This is a genomic window from Microbacterium sp. SA39, from assembly GCF_000967865.1.
GTDB lineage: Bacteria > Actinomycetota > Actinomycetes > Actinomycetales > Microbacteriaceae > Microbacterium.
This window is the reverse complement of the sequence record NZ_JXRU01000034.1, coordinates 168,029-187,153: the sequence shown is the minus strand read 5'-3', so window position 1 is coordinate 187,153 and position 19,125 is coordinate 168,029. Positions and strand designations below refer to the sequence as shown.

Sequence of the window (19,125 nt, the reverse complement as noted above, 5' to 3'; positions counted from 1 at the left end):
CGAAGGTCAGACGGTGCAGGACGCGTTGAGTCCGAGCAGCGCGATCGAGAGTCTCCGCGTCGCGGCCGGCGATACCCAGTTCGTACCCGGGAGCACGTTCGTGACCGACAGCGTCGTGGTGCTGCCGAGAAGGTTGGAGATGAGGCTGGCCAACAGCGACTGGGGCACGTTCGCCGTGTAGGTGTACAGCCCGCCGACCGGTCCGGTCGCCGTGATGTTCGCCGCGGGGATCGTCCCCGTCGTCGTGCCGGACGTCGCAGTCAGCCGCACGTTGGCCGCGACGTACGGCGAGGTCCACGTGATGGTGACACTCTGGAAGACACCCAGAACGTTGTTGGCGACCGTGCAGGCCGTGATGACGGGTGTCGCGAGGGCCCCCGCGGTGAAGGTCGTCGACGATGCATAGTCGGGGTCGGTGAACCGCGCTTCGGTGAGCTGCGCGGAGGGGAGCACCGCGACGCCGGCCAGCACCGAGAGACCGACCGCGCCGGCCAGCACCCGACGCTTCCTCCGCGTGATCATTCGCTCACCGTCTCATCCCGGTCGGCGCGTCGACGTCGAAGGATCGCCGTCATGCCGCCTGCCACGACCAGCACAGCGCCTGCCCAGAGCGCCCCGGGCACCGCCTGCGACAGCCCCGTCGTGGCGAGGCCGCCGTCCGGCCCGATCACCGCGCTCTCCCCAGCCCCCTGCGCGTGCACCCGGATGTCGGTGCTGCCTCCGAGGTCGGCGGGATCGAGCGTGATGGCGAGTCGCAGATACACGACCGCCGTGTCGGCGATCTCCGTGAGCGCCACCTCGGTGCCGTCACGGGGAATGCTCCAGTCCGATCGCAGAACGGTCGCACCGCCCGGGCAGTTCCCTCCCTTCCAGGCATCGGCGCAGCGGGAGACATCGAGGACCAGCGTCGCCGATCCGCGTGCGCTCACGCCGATGCGAACGACGCCCGGATCGGGCGCTTCTGCGCTCACCTCCACGTCCCACTGCACCGGCACCCCCGGCAGCAATCGGGACGCGGCATCCCAGTCCGCGACCGACACGAGCCGCAGCACCTCGCCCTGGATCACCTGCGTTGTCGGTGCCGCCGAGGCCGCCGACGGCATCAGAAGCGTCGCCGCGACGGCCACGGCAGCAGCCCCGGTGGCGAGCCTTGTTCTCATCCGGCACCACCCGTCGGTTCTGGCCGTGATCGACGGCCGGATCGCGGCCAGAAGGCCCACACGACGAGCACCGTGGCGCCGACCGTGAGAGCGCCGAGGACCACGGGATTACCCATGCCGGCGATGAGCATTGCGATGCCGGGAATCGAGAACAGGACGATCCGCACCGAGGTCACGGCGTAGGGGAACGGGTCGTCCGAGGCATTGGCGTCGCCGCGCATGGTGATGACGCGCTCCTCTGCATTCCTCCCCGGCTCGGTCGACGTCACGCGGTGCGTCACCGGAAGCTCACCGGCGCGGTCCACGGTCACGACGTCGCCGATCGCGATCTCGCTCGCCGGGATGCGCTGCACGACAGCGACGGACCCGGCGGGAATCGTCGGCGACATCGAGCCGGTGCGGAACATGATCAAGGTGATCTGCGCGGTGAGGGCCAGGACCACCAGCACGATGCAGATCACTCCTCCCACTGCGGCTATCCACAGCAGCATGTCTCCGACGGCCCGTCCGACGCCGCGAGCCGGCGTGCGGGTTTCCGATGCGGAGGCGACCGCGGGCGCGCCCGACGAGACAGGCTGCTCGCGCAGACTGCGTCTCGTCTCCGGCGTCGTCATGTCGTCCTCCCTCGTCTCCGCGTCGACCGCTACGGGGCGGACGAGGTCCCGAGCACCTGCCATGTCTGCGTCATCGTCAGCGACTGCGCGGCGTTGGCGGCGGTCAGCGGCAGCGTCACGGCGACGCAGTAATTGACCTGGTTACCGCCGTTGGCGAGAACGGCCTGCGTCGCCGCGCCGTTCGCGGTCAGTGCGGAGCCGTCCGCGACCACGGCCGTTCCGCCCGGATACGTCGTGGAGTTGCACGCTGTCCCCGAGATGGTGCGGACTCCGTAGGTCAGATGCGTCGCGAGTCCGGTGCCGCCCGGGGTGCCCGCATTCCACTGCAGGGCCCCCGCGATCGACGGATTCGTGGTCTTCACGCTGAACAGCGCATACGTCGTCGTCCCCGGAGCCATGGCGGTCGGCGCCGCGACGAAGGTCAGCGCTGCCGCCGTGGCGGTGGTCGCGTGACTGGTGAACGTGTTGCCGTCGGCGGCACCGACGATGTCGAACCTTCCTGCCGTGAAGGTCGCCGTCGCATACTCGGAGTCGTTCCACGCGGCCAGCGTCGCAGCCGACCCGATGCCGAGCACCAGGCCGCCCGCGAGCACCGCTCGTATCCGGCGGGAGCGCAGTCGCTTCTTCTCCCGCACGCCTCTGCGGGTGTCCATGTCGGGCTCAGCTCGTGGAGGTGGCTTCGAACTGCCAGGTCGCCGTGGTCTCGAGCCCCTGCTCGAGGGCGGCATCGGCGGTCACCGCGAAGCACAGCTGCACGGCCGTCCCCGGATCTGTCGTGGGCGCTCCCGCCGTGAGCGTCATCTCCGTGACGCCGGCCTGGGCGTCGAGCGTCGCTCCCGTCGCCACGGGCGTCCCGGTCGCGGTGGTGTCGTCGCAGGTCGCGCCGGGGGCGAGCTGGTAGATCGAGTACGAGAGGTGCTCGGAGTTCGATGACACTGCGGGGTCCGCCGTCGTTCCCACGGCTTCCAGCGTCGCTCCGGTCGTGGTGTCTGCGGCGAGCCGCACCCAGAAACCGGCGTAGACCGAGTCACCCGGAGACATGTTGTCGACGATGCCCGCCGGGAGGTCGAAGGCGAGCGCGGCCGCCGTGTCACCGTCCTCGACGTTGTGGTCGCTGTAGTTCGCGTCGACGTCGCCGGCGATGGATCCTTCGAGGTTGAACGATCCTGCGGTGAACGTGCCCGTCGCGAATTCGGAGTCGTTCCACGCGGCGAGCGTGACTGCGACGCCCACACCGAGAACGAGTCCGCCCGCAAGCACCGCGAGAATCTTGCGTCGATTGTCTTTCTTGACCATGGTCGGTTCCCCCTCAGGAATCGCTACCGCGCGAACATCTGGGGATGGCCTCACCTTTGAGGCCGAATCCGCGTCGGACATTCCAGTCTCATCGACCGAACCTCGGGAGACGAACGAATGCGCGCAGGATCGCGGATCACAGGGCGCAGACGATATCGATTCGATCTCGGGCGTCAGGTCTGCAGCACGCGGCGCGCTTCCGCCGCCACCTCGGCGGCGATCGTGTCGAGCAGCTCGGAGCGCAGGTTCCACTGCTGCCAGTACAGCTGCACGCGCAGGGTCGGCCCGCCGAGCCGGACCAGTCCCGGCGTCTCCTGCAGCCGCGGGAGCATCCCCCACCCGAGGCCGAGCTGCACCGCCACAGCGTAGTCGTGCGACGCGGGGACGTAATGGCGCGGCACGCCCTGATGCGCCACGCTCTGAGCGCGCAGCCACTCGTGCTGGAGGGTGTCGCGGCGATCGAAGTCCACGAACGGTGCCCGGGACAGCGCGGCGTCATCGACACCGTCCGGGAACCAGCGTTCCGCGAAGCCGGGGGCCGCCATGGCCCGGTACTCGATCACTCCGAGGGGTGCGACCGAGCACCCGGCCACCGGGGTCTCCTCGCTCGTGACCGCAGCCATCACCGTGCCCGACTCGAGCAGCCGGGCAGTGAAGTTCTGATCGTCGCGGTGCAGATCGAAGTCGATGTCGTGCGCCGCGGAGAGCCGCGCGAGCGGAGCGAGGAACCAGGTCGCCATCGAGTCGGCGTTCACCGCGAGCGGGACGATCGTGCGCCGTGCTCCGGCGCCATCGTCGATGCCGACGCCGGCCAGCGCGTCGTGCTCGAGCAGAGCGATCTGTCGCGCGAGGCGCACGACCGCCTCGCCCGCCTCTGTGAGCGTCGCGGGTTTCGTGCGGACCACCAGGATCCGTCCGAGTTGCTGCTCGAGCGTCTTGAGACGCTGGCTCACGGCAGAGGGCGTGATCCGCAGACGTCGGGATGCCGCGTCGAGCGTCCCCTCATCGGCGACGGCGGCGACAGTGGCGGCCAGTTCCGGATCGATCCTCACATAAGTGATGCTAATGGTTCGGTAGGAATCCTCGCTGGTGCTGTCGCTCGCGCGTTTCTACCCTGGACACATGCTCTCCCTCCTTGCCGGCCTCGGCCTCGGCCTCTCGCTGATCATCGCGATCGGCGCCCAGAACGTGTTCGTGCTGCGGCAGGGCATCCGCCGGGAGCACGTGCTCGGCGTCGTCGTGATCTGCGCCGTCTCCGACGCTGTCCTGATCATCGCCGGGGTGGCAGGACTCGGCTTCCTGATCGCAGCCGCGCCGTGGCTGGTCGTCGTCGCGCGTTGGGCTGGAGCGCTGTTCCTGTTGACCTACGGCCTGTTGGCCGCCCGTCGCGCCTGGCGCGGCGGGGAAGCGGGGCTGGAGACAGCGGATGCCGTGGGCGCATCGGCATCCGCATCCGCCGATCCCGCGTCCGGCAGGCCGACATCGACGCTCACCCGCACGCGACTCGCGCCGGTGGTGCTCACGGTTCTCGCGATCACCTGGCTCAACCCGCACGTCTACCTCGACACGGTCCTGATGCTCGGGTCGATCGCCGCCACGCATGGAGAGGATCGCTGGCTGTTCGCGGCCGGAGCGGTCGCCGCGAGCATCCTATGGTTCACCGCCCTCGGCTTCGGCGCCCGGTACCTGGGTCGCTGGCTGCGCACCCCGCGGTCGTGGCGAATCCTCGACGCGGTGATCGCCGTGGTGATGATCACGATCGCCGTGAGCCTCGTGCTCCCGGTACTGGGCGGCTGACGGCGCCCGCCCGGCCTTGGGTCACGCGCCGTCGAGGGGACGCATGATGCGGGTCAGGAAGCGCTGCGTGCGCTCGTGCTGCGGAGAGGTGAAGAGCTGAGCGGGCGCTCCCTGCTCCACGACGACGCCGTCGTCCATGAAGAGCACGTGATCCGCCGCCTCCCGGGCGAAGCTCAGCTCGTGGGTGACGACGGCCATCGTCCACCCCTCGTCGGCGAGCTCCTTGATGACGACGAGCACATCCCCCACCAGCTCCGGGTCGAGCGCGCTCGTCGGCTCGTCGAACAGCAGCAGGTCGGGCCTGAGCGCGAGCGCCCGTACGATGCCGACACGCTGCTGCTGCCCGCCGGACAGCTGGTGCGGACGAGCATCCGCTTTGTCGCTCAGCCCCACGCGCTCGAGCAGGACGAGCGCCTCGGCGACGACCTCGTCCTTCGGGCGCCCCTGCACGCGCCACGGCCCCTCGATCACGTTCTGGAGCACGGAGAAGTGCGGGAACAGGTTGTGGTGCTGGAACACCATCGCCGATCGGTCGCGTAGCGCGAGGCGCCGCCGCTTCGCATCCCGAGCACTCACACCCGGAGCCCCGAAGTCGACATCCGGGCCGCCGTCGACCGTGATCGTGCCGGCATCCGGCGTCTCGAGCCCGTTCAGCGCACGCAGCACCGTCGTCTTGCCGGAGCCGCTCGGCCCGATGAGCACGACGACCTCGCCGCGGTGCAACGTCAGGTCGATGCCACGGAGCACCTCGTTGTGGCCGAAGCTCTTACGGATTCCTCGTGCGGTGAGCAGCGGTTCCGCGGTCGACGCGGGCGCGGGGTCAGTGAGCGACATGGCGGTCGAGCCTCCTCTCCAGCGCACTCTGCCCGAAGGAGAGCACGAGGCACAGCAACCAGTACACCAGCGCTGCCGCGAGATACAGCACCATGAACTCATAGGTGGTCGAGGCGATCTGCTGCGCCACCTTGAAGAGCTCAGTCACGAGGATCAGCGACGTGAGCGAGGTATCTTTCACCAGCGAGATGAAGGTGTTGGACAGCGGTGGCACCGAGACCCTGGCCGCCTGGGGCAGGATCACGCGCGTGAGCGTGTGCGTGCGGTTCATGCCGACCGTGTAGGCCGCCTCCCACTGCCCCTTCGGCACCGACAGGATGGCGGCCCGCACGACCTCGGCACCGTAGCCGCCCACGTTGAGCGACAGTGCGATGATCGCACTCGGCCAAGGATCGATCGTGATGCCGATCGAGGGCATGCCGTAGAAGATCACGAACAGCTGCACCAGCAGCGGCGTCCCTCGGATGACCGAGATGTAGAACCGCGCGACTCCCGACACGACCGGATGCACCGATATCCGCATCAGTGCGATCCCGATCGCGATCAACAATCCCAGCGCGAACGATGCCAGCGCGAGCGGCACCGTCGCCGTCACCCCCGCCAGGGCGATCGGCCCGAGCGAGTCGAGGAACAGCTGCCAGGGGGACTCCATGGGTTACTGGGTGACGTCTTCGCCGAAGTACTTCTCGCTGATCTCGGCCAGGGTGCCGTCGGCGCGGAGCTCCTCGAGCGCGGCATCCACGGCTTCGACGAGGCTCTCCTTGTCCTTGGTGACGACGAAGGCCTGCTCCCCCGCCTCGTCGGTCTCCGCAGCGATCTTCAGACCCGACGGGCTGTTGGTGGTCTCGTAGTCGAGGAAGGTCAGCTTGTCGTTGATGGTCGCGTCGACGCGCCCCTGGCGCAGCAGCTCGACAGCCTGGGCCCAGCCCTCGACGCCCTCGACGTTGGCGCCCGACTCCTTGGCGAGATCGTTCCAGTTGCTCGTGAGCGACTGCGCGGTGGTCTTGCCCGAGAGGTCGGCGAACGACGAGATCGAATCGTCATCCTCCGCCACCACGATCACGCCAGGAGAGACGGTGTACGGCGCACTGAAGAGGTACTGCTCCGTGCGTTCGTCGTTGATCGTGACCTGGTTCGCGATCACGTCGAAGCGGCCGGCGTCGAGGCCGGCGAAGATCGCGTCCCACTGCGTCTCCTCGAACTTCACCTCGAGGTCGAGCTTGTCGGCGACGGCTTCGATGATCTCGACGTCGTAGCCGGTCAGGTCTCCGGCGCCGTTGTCGTCGTGGAAGCTGAACGGGCGGTACGTGCCTTCGGTCGCGACCGTCAGCGTGCCATCCTGCACGAGACCGAAGTCGGATGCCGATCCGCTGTCGTCTCCCGCGCCGGACTCCTCCGGTGCGCTCGAGCCGCTGCAGGCGGTGAGTGCTGCGGCCGTGAGAACGAGTGCCGTGGCGGCGATGAGGCGACGAGACATGGAGAACCCTCCTGGGGTGCGGTGTGCGCAGTGCTGTGGCGCGGTGATGGAACCCATCCACAGTACGCGCCGATGCTGTGTCTGCTGCATCGGATGACGTCGGATTGCGGATGGCGTGAACGCAGAAACGCCCCCGCGCGAGGCGGGGGCGTTTCTCCTTGGTGGGTCGCTGAGCTTGTCGAAGCGTCAGATGGCGTTGACGTCCAGCGGGATGCCGGGGCCGAAGGTGGTCGACACCGCACCCTTCTGGATGTAACGGCCCTTCGAGCTCGACGGCTTGAGGCGGACGATCTCCTCGAGCGCTGCGCCGATGTTCTCGTTCAGCTGCTCGGCGGTGAAGGATGCCTTGCCCACGACGAAATGCACGTTGGCGTGCTTGTCGACGCGGAACTCGATCTTTCCGCCCTTGATCTCCTCGACGGCCTTGGCCGCGTTCGGGGTCACGGTGCCGGTCTTCGGGTTCGGCATCAGGCCACGCGGACCCAGCACCTTTCCGAGACGACCGACCTGGCCCATGAGCTCCGGGGTGGAGACCGCGGCGTCGAAGTTCGTCCAGCCGTCGGCGACCTTCTGGATGAGCTCGGCGCCACCGACCTCGTCGGCGCCTGCGGCGATCGCGGCCTCAGCGGCCGGACCCGTCGCGAACACGATGACGCGGGCGGTCTTGCCGGTGCCGTGCGGGAGGATGACGGTGCCGCGCACCATCTGGTCCGCCTTGCGGGGGTCGACGGCGAGCTTCAGCGCGACCTCGACGGTCGAGTCGAACTTCGCGGAGCCGGTCTCCTTCGCGAGGGCGACAGCCTCGGACGGGGTGTAGAAACGGTCTGCCTCGATCTTCTCGGCAGCAGCGTTGTATGCCTTGGACTTAGCCATGATTATTCTCCTCAGCCCTCGACCGTGATGCCCATGGAACGGGCAGTGCCGGCGATGATCTTCGAGGCGGCCTCGATGTCGTTAGCGTTCAGGTCGGCCTGCTTGGTCTCGGCGATCTCGCGGACCTGGGCCTTGGTGATCTTCGCCACCTTGACGGTGTGCGGGGTCGCGGATCCCTTGGGGATTCCGGCGGCCTTCTTGATGAGCTCCGCGGCGGGCGGGGTCTTCAGGATGAACGTGAAGCTGCGGTCCTCGTAGACGGTGATCTCGACGGGGATGACGTTGCCGCGCTGCGACTCGGTCGCGGCGTTGTACGCCTTGCAGAACTCCATGATGTTGACGCCATGCTGACCGAGCGCGGGCCCGATCGGCGGCGCCGGGTTGGCTGCACCTGCCTTGATCTGGAGCTTGATCAGGCCGGTCACCTTCTTCTTCGGTGCCATTCTCTTTCCTTTCGTCGAACCGGATGCCGAGGCGATCCGTTTCTCCCACGGACCCGGCATCTCCGGGTCGTGGTCGTCTGCGCACGCCGAAGCGCCGCACAAACCACACAAGTCTACCCGATCAACCGGAGCATCACCGACCCGGCCCCTTCTGCGCGAGCGATCTCTTTCTGAACGTCCGAAAAGGGGTGGCTCGCGCAGAAGGGGGCCGCTCGGCGACCATGGGCGAACGCGAGAACGGCCGCCCCGAAAGGGACGGCCGTTCCTGCGAAAAGGGCTATCAGACCATCTTGGTGACCTGGTCGAACGACAGCTCGACCGGGGTCTCGCGCTCGAAGAGCGAGACGAGCACGGTGAGCTTGCCGCTCTCCGGCTTGATCTCGCTGATCGAACCGGGAAGACCCGCGAACGAGCCCTCCTTGATCGTGATGGTCTCGCCGACCTCGAAGTCGACCTCGGCGGGCAGCGGACGAGCGACGGCCAGGCCGCCCTTCGACGCGATGTTCTTGGCGGTCGGCACGTCCTTGACCTCGACGAGGGACTTCAGCATGTTGAAGGCCTCTTCGAAGCGCAGCGGCGTCGGGTTGTGGGCGTTGCCCACGAAGCCGGTGACGCCCGGCGTGTGGCGCACGACCGACCAGGTGTCTTCCGTGAGCTCCATGCGCACGAGCACGTAGCCCGGGATGCGCACGCGGGTGACCATCTTGCGCTGGCCGTTCTTGATCTCGACCACGTCTTCCATCGGGACCTCGATCTGGTAGATCTCGTCCTCGACCTCGAGCGTCGACTTGCGCTGCTCGATGTTGGCCTTCACCTTGCGCTCGAACCCGGCGTAGGAGTGGATGACGTACCACTTGCCCGGGAGCATGCGCAGGTCCATGCGGAAGGCCTCGTACGGGTCCTCCTCGGCGTCCTCATCCTCGTCGGATGCGCCTTCTTCGGACCCTTCGGTTTCTTCAGCCTCGACGACTGCCGCGACGGGGTCATCGGAGTCCTCGACCGCCGGGCGGTCTTCCTCGCCGTTGACGTCGGGACCGTCGTAGGGGGTGACCTCGTCGGCCGCGGCAGCTTGCTGCTCGGCGGTCTCCTCGGCCACGGAATCGTTGAGGACCTCTGCGGCAGCTTCAGTCTCAGCCGCTTCGTCCAGGTTGAGAGCGTCGTTCACGATCGCGTCTGCCTCCGGGTCGTCGATGTCGATGTCGATGTCTTCCACGACGTCATCTTCTGCGTCCTCGTCTTCGACGTGGACGGCGACGTGCTCGGCTGAGGTGACCGAGAGCTCCTCCGCGGCGAGGACGTTGCCCTCCTGGGCCTCGTCCTCCTCGCTGGACTGCTCTGCGGCGGTCGCCCAGTCGGCGTCGTCGGAATATCGTTCAGACACGTTGCTTCTTCTCCATAGCTGCGGCGCGAGCCGCGGGCGTCATCAGTCGGGGATTCCGAACACCCAGTGGGTCACGAAGGCGAAGAACGTGTCCAAGCCGTAGACGATGCCCATGACGATCAGAACGAAGACGAGCACCACACCGGTGAACTTGAACAGCTCCTTGCGCGTCGGCGTGACGACCTTGCGGAGCTCGGCGATGACCTGGCGGATGAACAGGGCGATACCCCCGAAGAAGCCGAGCTTCTTCTCACGCGTACCGCCGGCCGCGACCAGCTCGCCGCGAGGGTCTTCCTGATCCATCCTGAATGTACCTTTCGTGTGTCAGCGTTGCGCTGACGCGCAGGGCGGACAGGAATCGAACCTGCAACCTGCGGTTTTGGAGACCGCTGCTCTGCCAATTGAGCTACCGCCCTAGAGGCCTGAAGGCCTCGGGGTGCTGTCCTTACGCTGCCACCGTAACGAAGGGCGGAGACCCCAGGCACGGTGAAAGAATGCAGACAACAACTGCTGATCCAGCATACGGCATCCTCCGGACGAAGCCGAACCGGCGGCGCGTCCGGCACCATGGCAGCCGGCTCAGAACAGCTGGCGCCAGTTGGCCTTCGCGAGGTCGAGGAGCTCATCGCCGCGGCCCGACATGACCGTGCGGATCGCGTACAGGGCGAAGCCCTTGACCTGCGCGGCCTCGATCGCCGGCGGCATGGAAAGCTCCTGCCGCTCGGTCACGACGTCCAGCAGGGCGGGGCCGTCATGGTCGAGTACCTCGCGGACGGCATCCGGAAGATCCTCGCTGCGCTCGACGCGGCGCGCGAAGATTCCCATCGCCTCGGCGATGGCCGCGAAGCTCGGATTCTCGAGACCCGTGCCATAGGTCACGAAGCCTGCTGCCTTCATCTCCAACTCGACGAAGTTCAGCGAGGCGTTGTTCACGACGATCGTCTTCACCGGCAGCTCGTTCTGCGTGAGGGTGAGCAGCTCGCCGAGCATCATCGAGAGTCCGCCGTCGCCGGCGAGCGCGACCACCTGACGGTGCGGATGCGCGACCTGCGCGCCGATCCCGTGCAGCAGTGCGTTCGCCATCGAGCCATGGGTGAACGAGCCGATCAGCCGGCGCTCCTTGGTCATCGTCAGATAGCGGGCCGCCCACACCGTGGGCGAGCCGACGTCGGCCGTGAAGATCGCGTCATCCGTCGCGTACTCGTCGAGGAGTCGGGCGAGGTACTGCGGATGGATCGGGCGCGTGCCCTTCGCGGGGACCGCGAGCTCGTCGAGCTTCGCCCGCGTCTTGCGGTAGTGGGCCGTGGCGTCGTCGAGGTGGCCGCGGTCGTCGCGCTCGGCGAGCCGCGGGATGAGAGCCTCGGCAGTGGCGCGCACGTCTCCGACGAGCCCCAGATCGAGCGGATGCCGCTTGCCGAGCTGCGAACCGCGGATGTCGACCTGGATCGTGGTCGCGTCCTCCGGGTAGAACTGCTCGTAGGGAAAGTCGCTGCCGAGCACGAGGAGCGCATCGGCCGCCTCCATCGCGCGGTAGCCCGAGGCGAAGCCTAGCAGGCCCGTCATCCCGACATCGAACGGGTTGTCGTACTCGATGAACTCCTTGCCGCGGAGCGCGTGCACGATGGGGGCGGCGAGCCGATCGGCCAGGGCGACGACCTCGTCGTGCGCCCCTTCGACACCGGCGCCGGCGAGAATGGTGACCTTCTTCGCGGCGTTCAGCAGCGTGGCTGCTCTCTCCAGTTCGGGACCACTCGGCACGATCACGGGACGAGCACGCTCGATCACGACCGCGCGGTCATCCGCGATCTCGGCGAGGGCGACATCGCCCGGGATGACGAGCACGGCGACGCCGCGCTGTTCGATCGCGGCCCGCATCGCGATCTCCATGAGCCTCGGCATCTGCTGAGGGTCAGCGACGTATTCGACGTACACGCTGCACTCGCGGAACAGCTCCTGCGGATGCGTCTCCTGGAAGTAGCCCGTGCCGATCTCGGTCGTCGGGATGTGCGCGGCGATCGCCAGCACCGGCACGCGCGAGCGGTTCGCGTCGTAGAGGCCGTTGATGAGGTGCAGGTTGCCCGGGCCGCAGGAGCCTGCGACGACGGCGAGTTCGCCCGTGGTGGCGGCATCCGCGGCGGCAGCGAAGGCGGCGGCCTCTTCGTGGCGAACGTGCACCCACCGGATCGTGCCGTCTTTGCGGAGGGCATCCGTGAACCCGTTGAGGGAGTCTCCGGGGAGCCCGTAGACCCGTTCGATCCCGTTGGCGTGCAGAGTCTTGACGATGTTCTCAGCGACGGTGGCCATGCTTCGACCCTACGCCCGTGCCGAGGCTGTGGATCGAGCCTTTCGTCTCGCCTGCGGCTCGCTCAACGACCGGAGCACCAGGTCGTTGAGCGAGGAGCGGAGCGACGAGACGAAACGCTTCGAACTCAGCCGATGCGGATGAGCTTCTTGTTCACGAACTCGTCCGCGGCGAGGTGGCCCAGCTCGCGGGCCGTGCCGCTGCGCTTGACGCCGCCGAAGGGCAGCTCGGGACTGTCGGCGAGCACCAGGTTCACGTAGACCATCCCGGCCTCGATCTTGTCGGCGACGCGCTCCGCCTGGGCGGCATCCGTCGTGAAGACATAGGAGCCGAGGCCGAAGGTCGTGTCGTTCGCCAGGTCGACAGCAGCGTCCTCGTCGGCGACGCGGTACACGACCGCCGCCGGCCCGAACAGCTCCTCGCGGTAGACGTTCATCGCCGGCGTGACGTCCGCGAGCACCGTCGGCGCGAAGAACGCGCCCTCGCGCGTGCCGCCCGTCAGCAGCGTCGCGCCCTGCTCGACGGCCTGATCGATCTGCTTCTGCAGGTTCTCGGCAGCGGTCTCGGACGACACCGGACCGAGCACCGTGTCGTCGAGCGTCGGGTCGGTGGCCTCGACCGCAGCCATCGCCGCCGTGAACTTCTCGACGAACGCGTCGTACAGGTCGTCGACGATGATGAAGCGCTTGGCGCCGTTGCACGCCTGCCCGTTGTTGTCGAGACGTGCGTCCACGCCCGCCTGGACGGTGGCATCGAGGTCATCGGTCGAGAGCACGATGAACGGGTCGGATCCGCCGAGCTCCAGCGCGACCTTCTTCAGGTTGCGTCCGGCGACCTCTGCGACCGCCGCGCCCGCCCGCTCGGAACCGGTGAGAGACACGCCCTGCACGCGCGGGTCGGCGATCATCTTGGCGATCTGATCGTTCGTCGCGAGCACGTTCTGGTAGGCACCGGGAGGGAATCCGGCCTCGTCGTAGATCGCGGCGATCGCGGTCGACGACTCCGGGCACTGCGGTGCCGGCTTCAGCAGGATCGTGTTGCCGACGATCAGGTTCGGCGCCGCGAAACGCACGATCTGGTACGCCGGGAAGTTCCACGGCATGATCCCGATCAGCGGCCCGAGCGACGAGCGGCGGATGATCGCCGTGCCGTCGCCGAGGATGGCGATCGGCTGGTCGGCCATGATCGCCTCGGCCTGGTCGGCGTAGTACTCGGCGATGTCGGCGGCGAAGTCGACCTCGCCCAGCGCGGCCTCGCGCGGCTTGCCCATCTCGCGCACGAAGATGTCGGCGAGCGCCTCGCGGTGCTCGCGGTGCAGCTCCGCGACCCGGCGCACGAGGGCCGCGCGCTCGGCGACGGTCGACAAGCGCGACCATCCGCGGTGCGCCTGGTCGGCGGCCGCGACGGCCTCGTCGATCTGGGCATCCGTGAACGTGTCGAAGGACGCCAGGGTCTCTCCGGTGGCGGGGTTGATGACGGCGTAATCGGTCATGTTTCGTCCTTTCTATCGTTGCGCGGTCGTTGAGCGAGGAGCGAAGCGACGAGACGAAACGCGGTGACGCGGGCGCGTTTCGTCTCGCTTCGCTCGCTCAACGACCGGAAGGTCATCAGGAGACGGGGATCAGCGTGTACTTGGTGGACAGGTACTCGTGGATGCCCTCGAAACCGCCCTCACGCCCCACGCCGGACTGCTTCACGCCGCCGAAGGGTGCGGCCGCGTTGGACACCACTCCCACGTTGAGACCCATCATGCCGGTCTCGAGCCTGTCGATCATCCGCTGGCCGCGCTGCAGGTTCTCGGTGAAGACGTACGAGACCAGGCCGTACTCGGTGTCGTTGGCGAGGTGCACGGCCTCTTCCTCGGTCTCGAAGGTCGCGATCGCGAGCACCGGTCCGAAGATCTCCTCGCGGAGGATCGCCGATCCGGGCACGACGTCGGTCAGCACCGTCGGCTGGTAGAACGAGCCGGTGCCCTCGAGCGCCTTGCCGCCGGCGAGGAGCTTCGCCCCACGATCGACAGCGTCTCCGACGAGTTCGCCGGCCTTGGCGACCGCGTCCTCATCGATGAGCGGGCCGATCGCCACGTCATCCTCGGTACCGCGGCCGATCTTCATGCCGTTCACGCGCTCGGTGACCTTGCGCGCGAACTCCTCGGCGACGGATGCCTGCACGATGAAGCGGTTCGCCGCCGTGCAGGCCTGACCGATGTTGCGGAACTTCGCCAGCAGCGCGCCCTCCACGGCCTTGTCGAGGTCGGCATCCTCGAAGACGACGAACGGCGCGTTGCCGCCGAGCTCCATCGACACGCGCAGCACACCTTCGGCGGCCTGGGCGATGAGCTTGCGGCCGACCTCGGTCGAGCCGGTGAACGACAGCTTGCGCAGCCGCGGGTCGGCGATGATCGGCCCGGACAGGGCGCTGGACTTCGACGTCTGCACGACGTTGACGACACCGGCCGGAAGACCCGCCTCTTCCAGCAGCTTCGTGAAGAACATGGTCGTCAGCGGCGTGAGAGCCGGAGGCTTGATCACGACGGTGCAACCGGCCGCGAGAGCCGGCGCGATCTTGCGGGTCGCCATCGCGAACGGGAAGTTCCAGGGGGTGATGAAGAACGACGGACCGACCGGACGCTGCGACACGACCATGTTGCCGGTGCCCTCGGGGTTGATGCCGTAGCGACCGCTGATGCGCACGGCCTCCTCGCTGAACCAGCGCAGGAACTCGCCGCCGTAGCCGACCTCGCCGCGCGCCTCCGCGAGCGGCTTGCCCATCTCGAGCGTCATGAGAAGCGCGAGGTCCTCCTTGTGCACCTGCACGAGGTCGAACGCCCGGCGGAGGATGTCGCTGCGCACCCGCGGAGCGGTCGCCGCCCACGAGTCCTGCGCGGCGACGGCCGCGTCGAGCGCGCGCTTGCCGTCGGCGGGAGTCGCATCCGCGATCGTGCGGATGACCGCTCCGGTGGCCGGGTCCTGCACGTCGAAGGTTCCGCCGGTCTCGGCATCCGTCCATTCGCCGCCGATGAAGAGGCCGGTGGGGATGCTGTCGAGCAGAGCCTGCTCGGTCTGAGTGCTCATGGGTTCTCTTTCTGTGGGAGGAGTGCGGGGTCAGCGACGGCTCGCCGGAGCTTCCATGCCGAGGGTCTCGCCGCGGAAGAACGCCGGGCGCTTGATCCGCTGCCAGATCATGATGACCACGCCGACCAGGATGATCGTGACGCCGAGGACGAACACGAGCCCGAGGCCGCCGATGCTCGATCCGCTGCCGTACTCCGGGTCCATCGAGTCGATCAGCGTGGTCACGAACAGCACGGCCAGGATGCCGCCGCCGACGAGCGGGAACAGGAACGTGAAGAAGAAGCTGCGCGCCGAGTCGAACCACTGCTTGCGGAAGTACCAGACGCACGCGAACGCGGTGAGCCCGTAGTAGAAGCAGATCATCATGCCGAGCGACAGGATCGTGTCGGTGAGGACGTTCTCGCTGATCAGGCGCATGACGGCGTAGAACGCCGAGGCGACGACCGCGGCGACGATGGTCGCGTAGCCGGGGGTGAAGAACCGCGGGCTCACCGTGGCGAACTTCGGCGGCAGAGCGCCGTAGTGCCCCATCGCCAGCAGCGTGCGCGCAGGGCCGACCGCGGTCGACTGCAGCGAGGCGGCCGAGCTGGAGAGCACCGCGAGCGACACGAGGAACGCGAGCGGTCCGAGCACCGGATCAGACAGGGCGAAGAACACGTTGGCGGAGATGTCCTCGTTCGCGAGGCCCAGCGCACCGGTGCCGACACCGGCGAACATGATGAGGCCGATCGCGAGCAGCAGGTACAGGCTGACGACGACGAGCACGGTGACCACGGCGGCCCGTCCCGGCGTGCGGTCGGGGTCCTTCGTCTCCTCGTTCATGGTGAGGACGACGTCCCAGCCCCAGAAGATGAAGATCGAGAGCGAGAGTCCGGCGGCGAAGGCGCTGAACGACGGAACCTCGAACGGGTTGAACCACGACCAGGAGAAGGCCGTCGGCTCCGGCGCCTCGCCCGAGACCGCCTTGATGATCGCGACGACGGCGAAGACGACCAGCACCACGAGCTGGAAGCTCACCAGCACGTACTGGAACTTCTGCGTCGTCTGCATGTCGCGGTACGACACGAGGGTCGCGCCGAGCATGAAGAGGAGGCAGACGATGACGTTGATGAAGGGGTTGAACGCGAGGTCCGCGATCTCGGGGTTGCCCGTGAGCTGAGCGATCAGCAGGAAGAGGAACTCGACCGCGATGCCGGCGAGGTTCGACAGCACGATGACGGTCGCGGCGATGAGGCCCCACCCCGTCATCCAGCCGATCCACGGCCCGAACGCGCGCACGCCCCAGGTGAACGAGGTGCCGGAGTCGGGCATCACGCGGTTGAGCTCCCGGTAGCCGAAGGCGGTGAGGAGCATCGGGATGAAGCCGACCAGGATGATCGCCGGCACCTGGGTGCCGACCTCGGCCACGGTCGGGCCGAGCGAGGCGGTGAGCGTGTAGGCGGGGGCGATGGTCGAGATGCCGATCACCACGGCGCCGACGACGCCGACGACGCCGGCCCGCAGCCCCTTCGTGGAGATGCCGGTCGTGACGCCGGATTCGGGCTCCGTCGCCCGATTGGTGCTGCTCATCAGCGGACTCCTGCTTCAGCGCGGGTGCGCGGGACGACGATCATCGGGACGGGCAGCTCGTGCAGCATCTTCGCCGCCGTCGAGCCCAGGAACAGCCGACGCGGCTGGGCGAGCCGGCTGGAGCCGACGAGGATGACCTCGCCGGGCAGCCAGGAGAGGTTCGCGACGGCATCCTCGACACTGTCGCCCGGGGCCTTCTCGACGGCGGCGGTGCGGCCGTCGGGCAGCAGCTCCGACGCGACCGCGAGGACCTCCTGCGAGTGCTCGTCGCCGACCACGCGGATGGCGCCGGTGTCGAGTCCGGCAGGCACGTCGAACGGCACGAGCGACACCAGCCGGAGGTCGACACCGGTGTCGCCGGCAAGTGCGACGGCTTCGTCGAGCAACGCATCCGCGCCGGGACGCGTGCCCACGGCGACCGTGACGCGCGGGACGACGTGGTCGTCCTGCTGCGCCGTTCCCGCGGGGGCGAGCGCGACCGGGATGGTCGACGAGTGCAGCAGCTCGGAGGCGACGCTGCCGAGCCGGTGCCGACCCAGGATGCCGCCGCCGGCCGCGCCGACCACGATCACCCGGGCGTCGAACTCCTCGCCTGCGGCGATGAGCCCCTCGGCGAACGATTCGGCGAAGCGCACGTGACCATTGCGGGTCAGCTCCTGCGGGAGCCGGATGATCGCGTCCTCGAGCCACTTCTTGGCCTGACCGCGGATGTGCTCCTCGTAGGCGCGCTCCGGCGGGACCGCCGCACTGCGAGTGCCCTCGTTGGGGAGGACGATCACGAGGTGCAGCGTCGCGCCGAGGCTGCGCGCGAGCCGTGCACCGAGCGCCGCGGCATCCGCCCCGGTGTCCGTCGCCGTGTAGCCGACGACGATCGAGCCGGTCATCAGGCCGCGTCCTCGGCGGGACCGGCGGCGCGGATAGCGGCGACGATGTTCGAGGCGGCGAGCTGACCCATGCGGATCGCTCCGTCGACGTGCTGATATCCGGCGCCCGCGAGATCGCTGCAGGCGAAGTGGATCGGGCCGACCGGGGTACGGAGGTCCGCACCGTAGCGGTGGAGACCGCCCATGTCGAAGCTCGCGGCGTAGGCGCCGCGCGTCCACTCCTCGCTGCCCCAGTCGCTCTCGTAGTAGACGACCGGGTTCTTGGCCTGATCGCCGTAGTAGTGCGAAAGCGACTCGAGGATGCGCTGCTTGCGCTCCTCCGCCGAGAGCTCGAAGACGCCGTCGGCGTTCTCGTCGGAGACGAAGCCGACGATCGTGCCGCGCTCGTCGCCGTGGTTGGTGTTGTCGTAGGCCTCGTGGACCAGCTCATACGGGCTGAACGCGGTGGCGCTCAGCCCCTGCTCGCGCCAGAACGGCGTCTCGTAGACGGCGTGCACCTTGATCACGAAGCCCATCGACAGGTGCTGGTGCATCTGGTGCTGGCGACGCGGAAGCGGCGGCACGAACGAGATGCGGTCGTACAGCACCGGGGCGTGAGCGAGGATCGCGTATCGCGCGCTGACGGAGAGCTCGTCGGTCGTGGCCTTCACGCCGTCGGCGCCCCACTCGAGGCTCCGCACCGGCTGGTTCAGCAGCACGTCGTCGCCCAGGCGCTCGGCGAGTCGCTCCGGGACCTGCTGGAGGCCGCCGACGACGCGCTGGTCGAGGATGAAGTCGGCGTCGACGAGGTTCGAGTAGGAACCGGCGGATGCCGCCATCAGCAGCGACTGCAGCAGAGAGAAGGAGTGCGTGGGCTTGGTGAGCATCGCCGATCCGGTCGCGAACGCGAGGTTGCGCACCGCCTCGTCGTCGTCGGTCTGCGCGCGCAGCCACGCGTCCCAGGTGACCGTGTCCCATTCCTCGGCCTTCGCGTGCGCCCACGGCTTGTCGGGATCGATCTCGGCGACCATGGCGTCGAGCTTCGCGGTGATCTCGGCGATCACTGCCTCGGTCGCCGGCGACACGGGGAACATCTCCCCCGTGAAGCGGTGCGACTCGCCGTCCGGACCGACGTACACGCTGTCGCCCTCCCGGTAACGGCTGTACGTCTCGAGGCCCAGCTCTTCGATGGCATCCTTCAGCGCGTCCTGATCCGGAGAGACCCACTGGCCGCCGATCTCGAGCATCGCGCCATCGATCACGTCGGTCCAGAGGCGGCCGCCCACGCGGTCGCGAGCCTCCAGCACGGCGACCGAGAGGCCCGCCCTGCGCAGGTCGTTCGCCGCCGTGAGCCCTGCGGCTCCGGCGCCGATGATCAGTACATCGCGGGTGATCTCAGCCATGTGCAACTCCTTCGTCGGGGGTGAAGCAAGTGCCGGTCG

General features: G+C 68.2%; 20 protein-coding genes and 1 tRNA gene. 1 reads left to right on the top strand and 20 read right to left on the bottom strand.

From position 1 onward, the window contains the following. Window positions 1–6: 6 nt before the first annotated feature. The 6 genes from RS85_RS10910 to RS85_RS10885 all read right to left on the bottom strand — a co-directional run bounded on the left by RS85_RS10910 (window position 7) and on the right by RS85_RS10885 (window position 4,122). Complete coding sequence (locus RS85_RS10910) at window positions 7–522, bottom strand: hypothetical protein (RefSeq protein ID WP_046013464.1); 516 nt, start codon at window positions 520–522, stop codon at window positions 7–9. Next, on the bottom strand, window positions 519–1,160 hold the full coding sequence (locus tag RS85_RS10905; protein WP_152642395.1) for a hypothetical protein: 642 nt from the start codon (window positions 1,158–1,160) through the stop codon (window positions 519–521). Before RS85_RS10905 ends, RS85_RS10910 begins: the two co-directional genes overlap by 4 nt. Further along, the gene (locus RS85_RS10900) at window positions 1,157–1,774 is read right to left on the bottom strand and encodes a signal peptidase I (protein ID WP_052703536.1); all 618 of its coding nucleotides are present in this window, start codon (window positions 1,772–1,774) and stop codon (window positions 1,157–1,159) included. The genes RS85_RS10905 and RS85_RS10900 overlap by 4 nt, the downstream gene beginning before the upstream one ends. A gap of 29 nt (window positions 1,775–1,803) precedes the next feature. Continuing rightward, entirely contained in the window at window positions 1,804–2,427 is a 624-nt protein-coding gene (locus RS85_RS10895) for a SipW-dependent-type signal peptide-containing protein (RefSeq protein WP_046013462.1), read from the bottom strand. Between the two features lie 7 nt (window positions 2,428–2,434). Continuing rightward, window positions 2,435–3,070: a SipW-dependent-type signal peptide-containing protein gene (locus tag RS85_RS10890; RefSeq protein ID WP_046013461.1), complete on the bottom strand. Its 636-nt coding sequence runs from the start codon at window positions 3,068–3,070 to the stop codon at window positions 2,435–2,437. Window positions 3,071–3,243: 173 nt separating this feature from the next. After that, window positions 3,244–4,122 (bottom strand): LysR family transcriptional regulator ArgP, encoded by an 879-nt coding sequence (locus RS85_RS10885; protein ID WP_046013460.1) that lies wholly within the window; start codon window positions 4,120–4,122, stop codon window positions 3,244–3,246. 70 nt (window positions 4,123–4,192) lie between these two features. Between RS85_RS10885 and RS85_RS10880 the strand changes: the two genes are divergently transcribed. Next, window positions 4,193–4,867: a LysE/ArgO family amino acid transporter gene (locus RS85_RS10880; protein ID WP_046013527.1), complete on the top strand. Its 675-nt coding sequence runs from the start codon at window positions 4,193–4,195 to the stop codon at window positions 4,865–4,867. A 21-nt stretch (window positions 4,868–4,888) separates the two neighbouring features. On the opposite strand, the gene RS85_RS10875 is transcribed toward RS85_RS10880, so the two are convergent. From RS85_RS10875 to RS85_RS10810, 14 genes are all read right to left on the bottom strand, one after another. Continuing rightward, a complete protein-coding gene (locus RS85_RS10875; protein WP_046013459.1) occupies window positions 4,889–5,701 on the bottom strand; it encodes an amino acid ABC transporter ATP-binding protein in 813 nt (270 codons plus the stop codon). After that, on the bottom strand, window positions 5,688–6,353 hold the full coding sequence (locus RS85_RS10870; RefSeq protein WP_046013458.1) for an amino acid ABC transporter permease: 666 nt from the start codon (window positions 6,351–6,353) through the stop codon (window positions 5,688–5,690). The genes RS85_RS10875 and RS85_RS10870 overlap by 14 nt, the downstream gene beginning before the upstream one ends. A gap of 3 nt (window positions 6,354–6,356) precedes the next feature. Beyond that, window positions 6,357–7,178 (bottom strand): amino acid ABC transporter substrate-binding protein, encoded by an 822-nt coding sequence (locus RS85_RS10865; RefSeq protein WP_046013457.1) that lies wholly within the window; start codon window positions 7,176–7,178, stop codon window positions 6,357–6,359. Window positions 7,179–7,364: 186 nt separating this feature from the next. Further along, window positions 7,365–8,051, bottom strand: a complete 687-nt coding sequence (gene rplA / locus RS85_RS10860; protein WP_046013456.1) for a 50S ribosomal protein L1 — start codon at window positions 8,049–8,051, stop codon at window positions 7,365–7,367. Between the two features lie 11 nt (window positions 8,052–8,062). Then, a complete protein-coding gene (gene rplK, locus RS85_RS10855) occupies window positions 8,063–8,494 on the bottom strand; it encodes a 50S ribosomal protein L11 (RefSeq protein WP_046013455.1) in 432 nt (143 codons plus the stop codon). A gap of 280 nt (window positions 8,495–8,774) precedes the next feature. Next, window positions 8,775–9,875, bottom strand: coding sequence for a transcription termination/antitermination protein NusG (gene nusG, locus RS85_RS10850; RefSeq protein ID WP_046013454.1), 1,101 nt, complete (start codon window positions 9,873–9,875; stop codon window positions 8,775–8,777). Between the two features lie 42 nt (window positions 9,876–9,917). Then, window positions 9,918–10,178 (bottom strand): preprotein translocase subunit SecE, encoded by a 261-nt coding sequence (gene secE, locus RS85_RS10845; protein WP_046013453.1) that lies wholly within the window; start codon window positions 10,176–10,178, stop codon window positions 9,918–9,920. A 40-nt stretch (window positions 10,179–10,218) separates the two neighbouring features. After that, window positions 10,219–10,291: transfer RNA gene (locus RS85_RS10840), tRNA-Trp, on the bottom strand. 163 nt (window positions 10,292–10,454) lie between these two features. Beyond that, window positions 10,455–12,179 carry a ubiquinone-dependent pyruvate dehydrogenase gene (gene poxB / locus RS85_RS10835; protein ID WP_046013452.1) on the bottom strand — a complete coding sequence of 575 codons (1,725 nt, stop codon included), beginning with the start codon at window positions 12,177–12,179 and terminating at the stop codon, window positions 10,455–10,457. Window positions 12,180–12,304: 125 nt separating this feature from the next. Next, on the bottom strand, window positions 12,305–13,669 hold the full coding sequence (locus RS85_RS10830; protein WP_046013451.1) for an NAD-dependent succinate-semialdehyde dehydrogenase: 1,365 nt from the start codon (window positions 13,667–13,669) through the stop codon (window positions 12,305–12,307). A gap of 115 nt (window positions 13,670–13,784) precedes the next feature. Continuing rightward, window positions 13,785–15,251, bottom strand: a complete 1,467-nt coding sequence (locus RS85_RS10825) for an NAD-dependent succinate-semialdehyde dehydrogenase (protein WP_046013450.1) — start codon at window positions 15,249–15,251, stop codon at window positions 13,785–13,787. A gap of 30 nt (window positions 15,252–15,281) precedes the next feature. Continuing rightward, the gene (locus RS85_RS10820) at window positions 15,282–16,820 is read right to left on the bottom strand and encodes an APC family permease (RefSeq protein ID WP_046013449.1); all 1,539 of its coding nucleotides are present in this window, start codon (window positions 16,818–16,820) and stop codon (window positions 15,282–15,284) included. Further along, window positions 16,820–17,704, bottom strand: coding sequence for a universal stress protein (locus RS85_RS10815; protein WP_046013448.1), 885 nt, complete (start codon window positions 17,702–17,704; stop codon window positions 16,820–16,822). The genes RS85_RS10820 and RS85_RS10815 overlap by 1 nt, the downstream gene beginning before the upstream one ends. Then, the gene (locus tag RS85_RS10810; RefSeq protein ID WP_046013447.1) at window positions 17,704–19,086 is read right to left on the bottom strand and encodes a flavin monoamine oxidase family protein; all 1,383 of its coding nucleotides are present in this window, start codon (window positions 19,084–19,086) and stop codon (window positions 17,704–17,706) included. The genes RS85_RS10815 and RS85_RS10810 overlap by 1 nt, the downstream gene beginning before the upstream one ends. Between the last annotated feature and the right edge of the window lie 39 nt (window positions 19,087–19,125).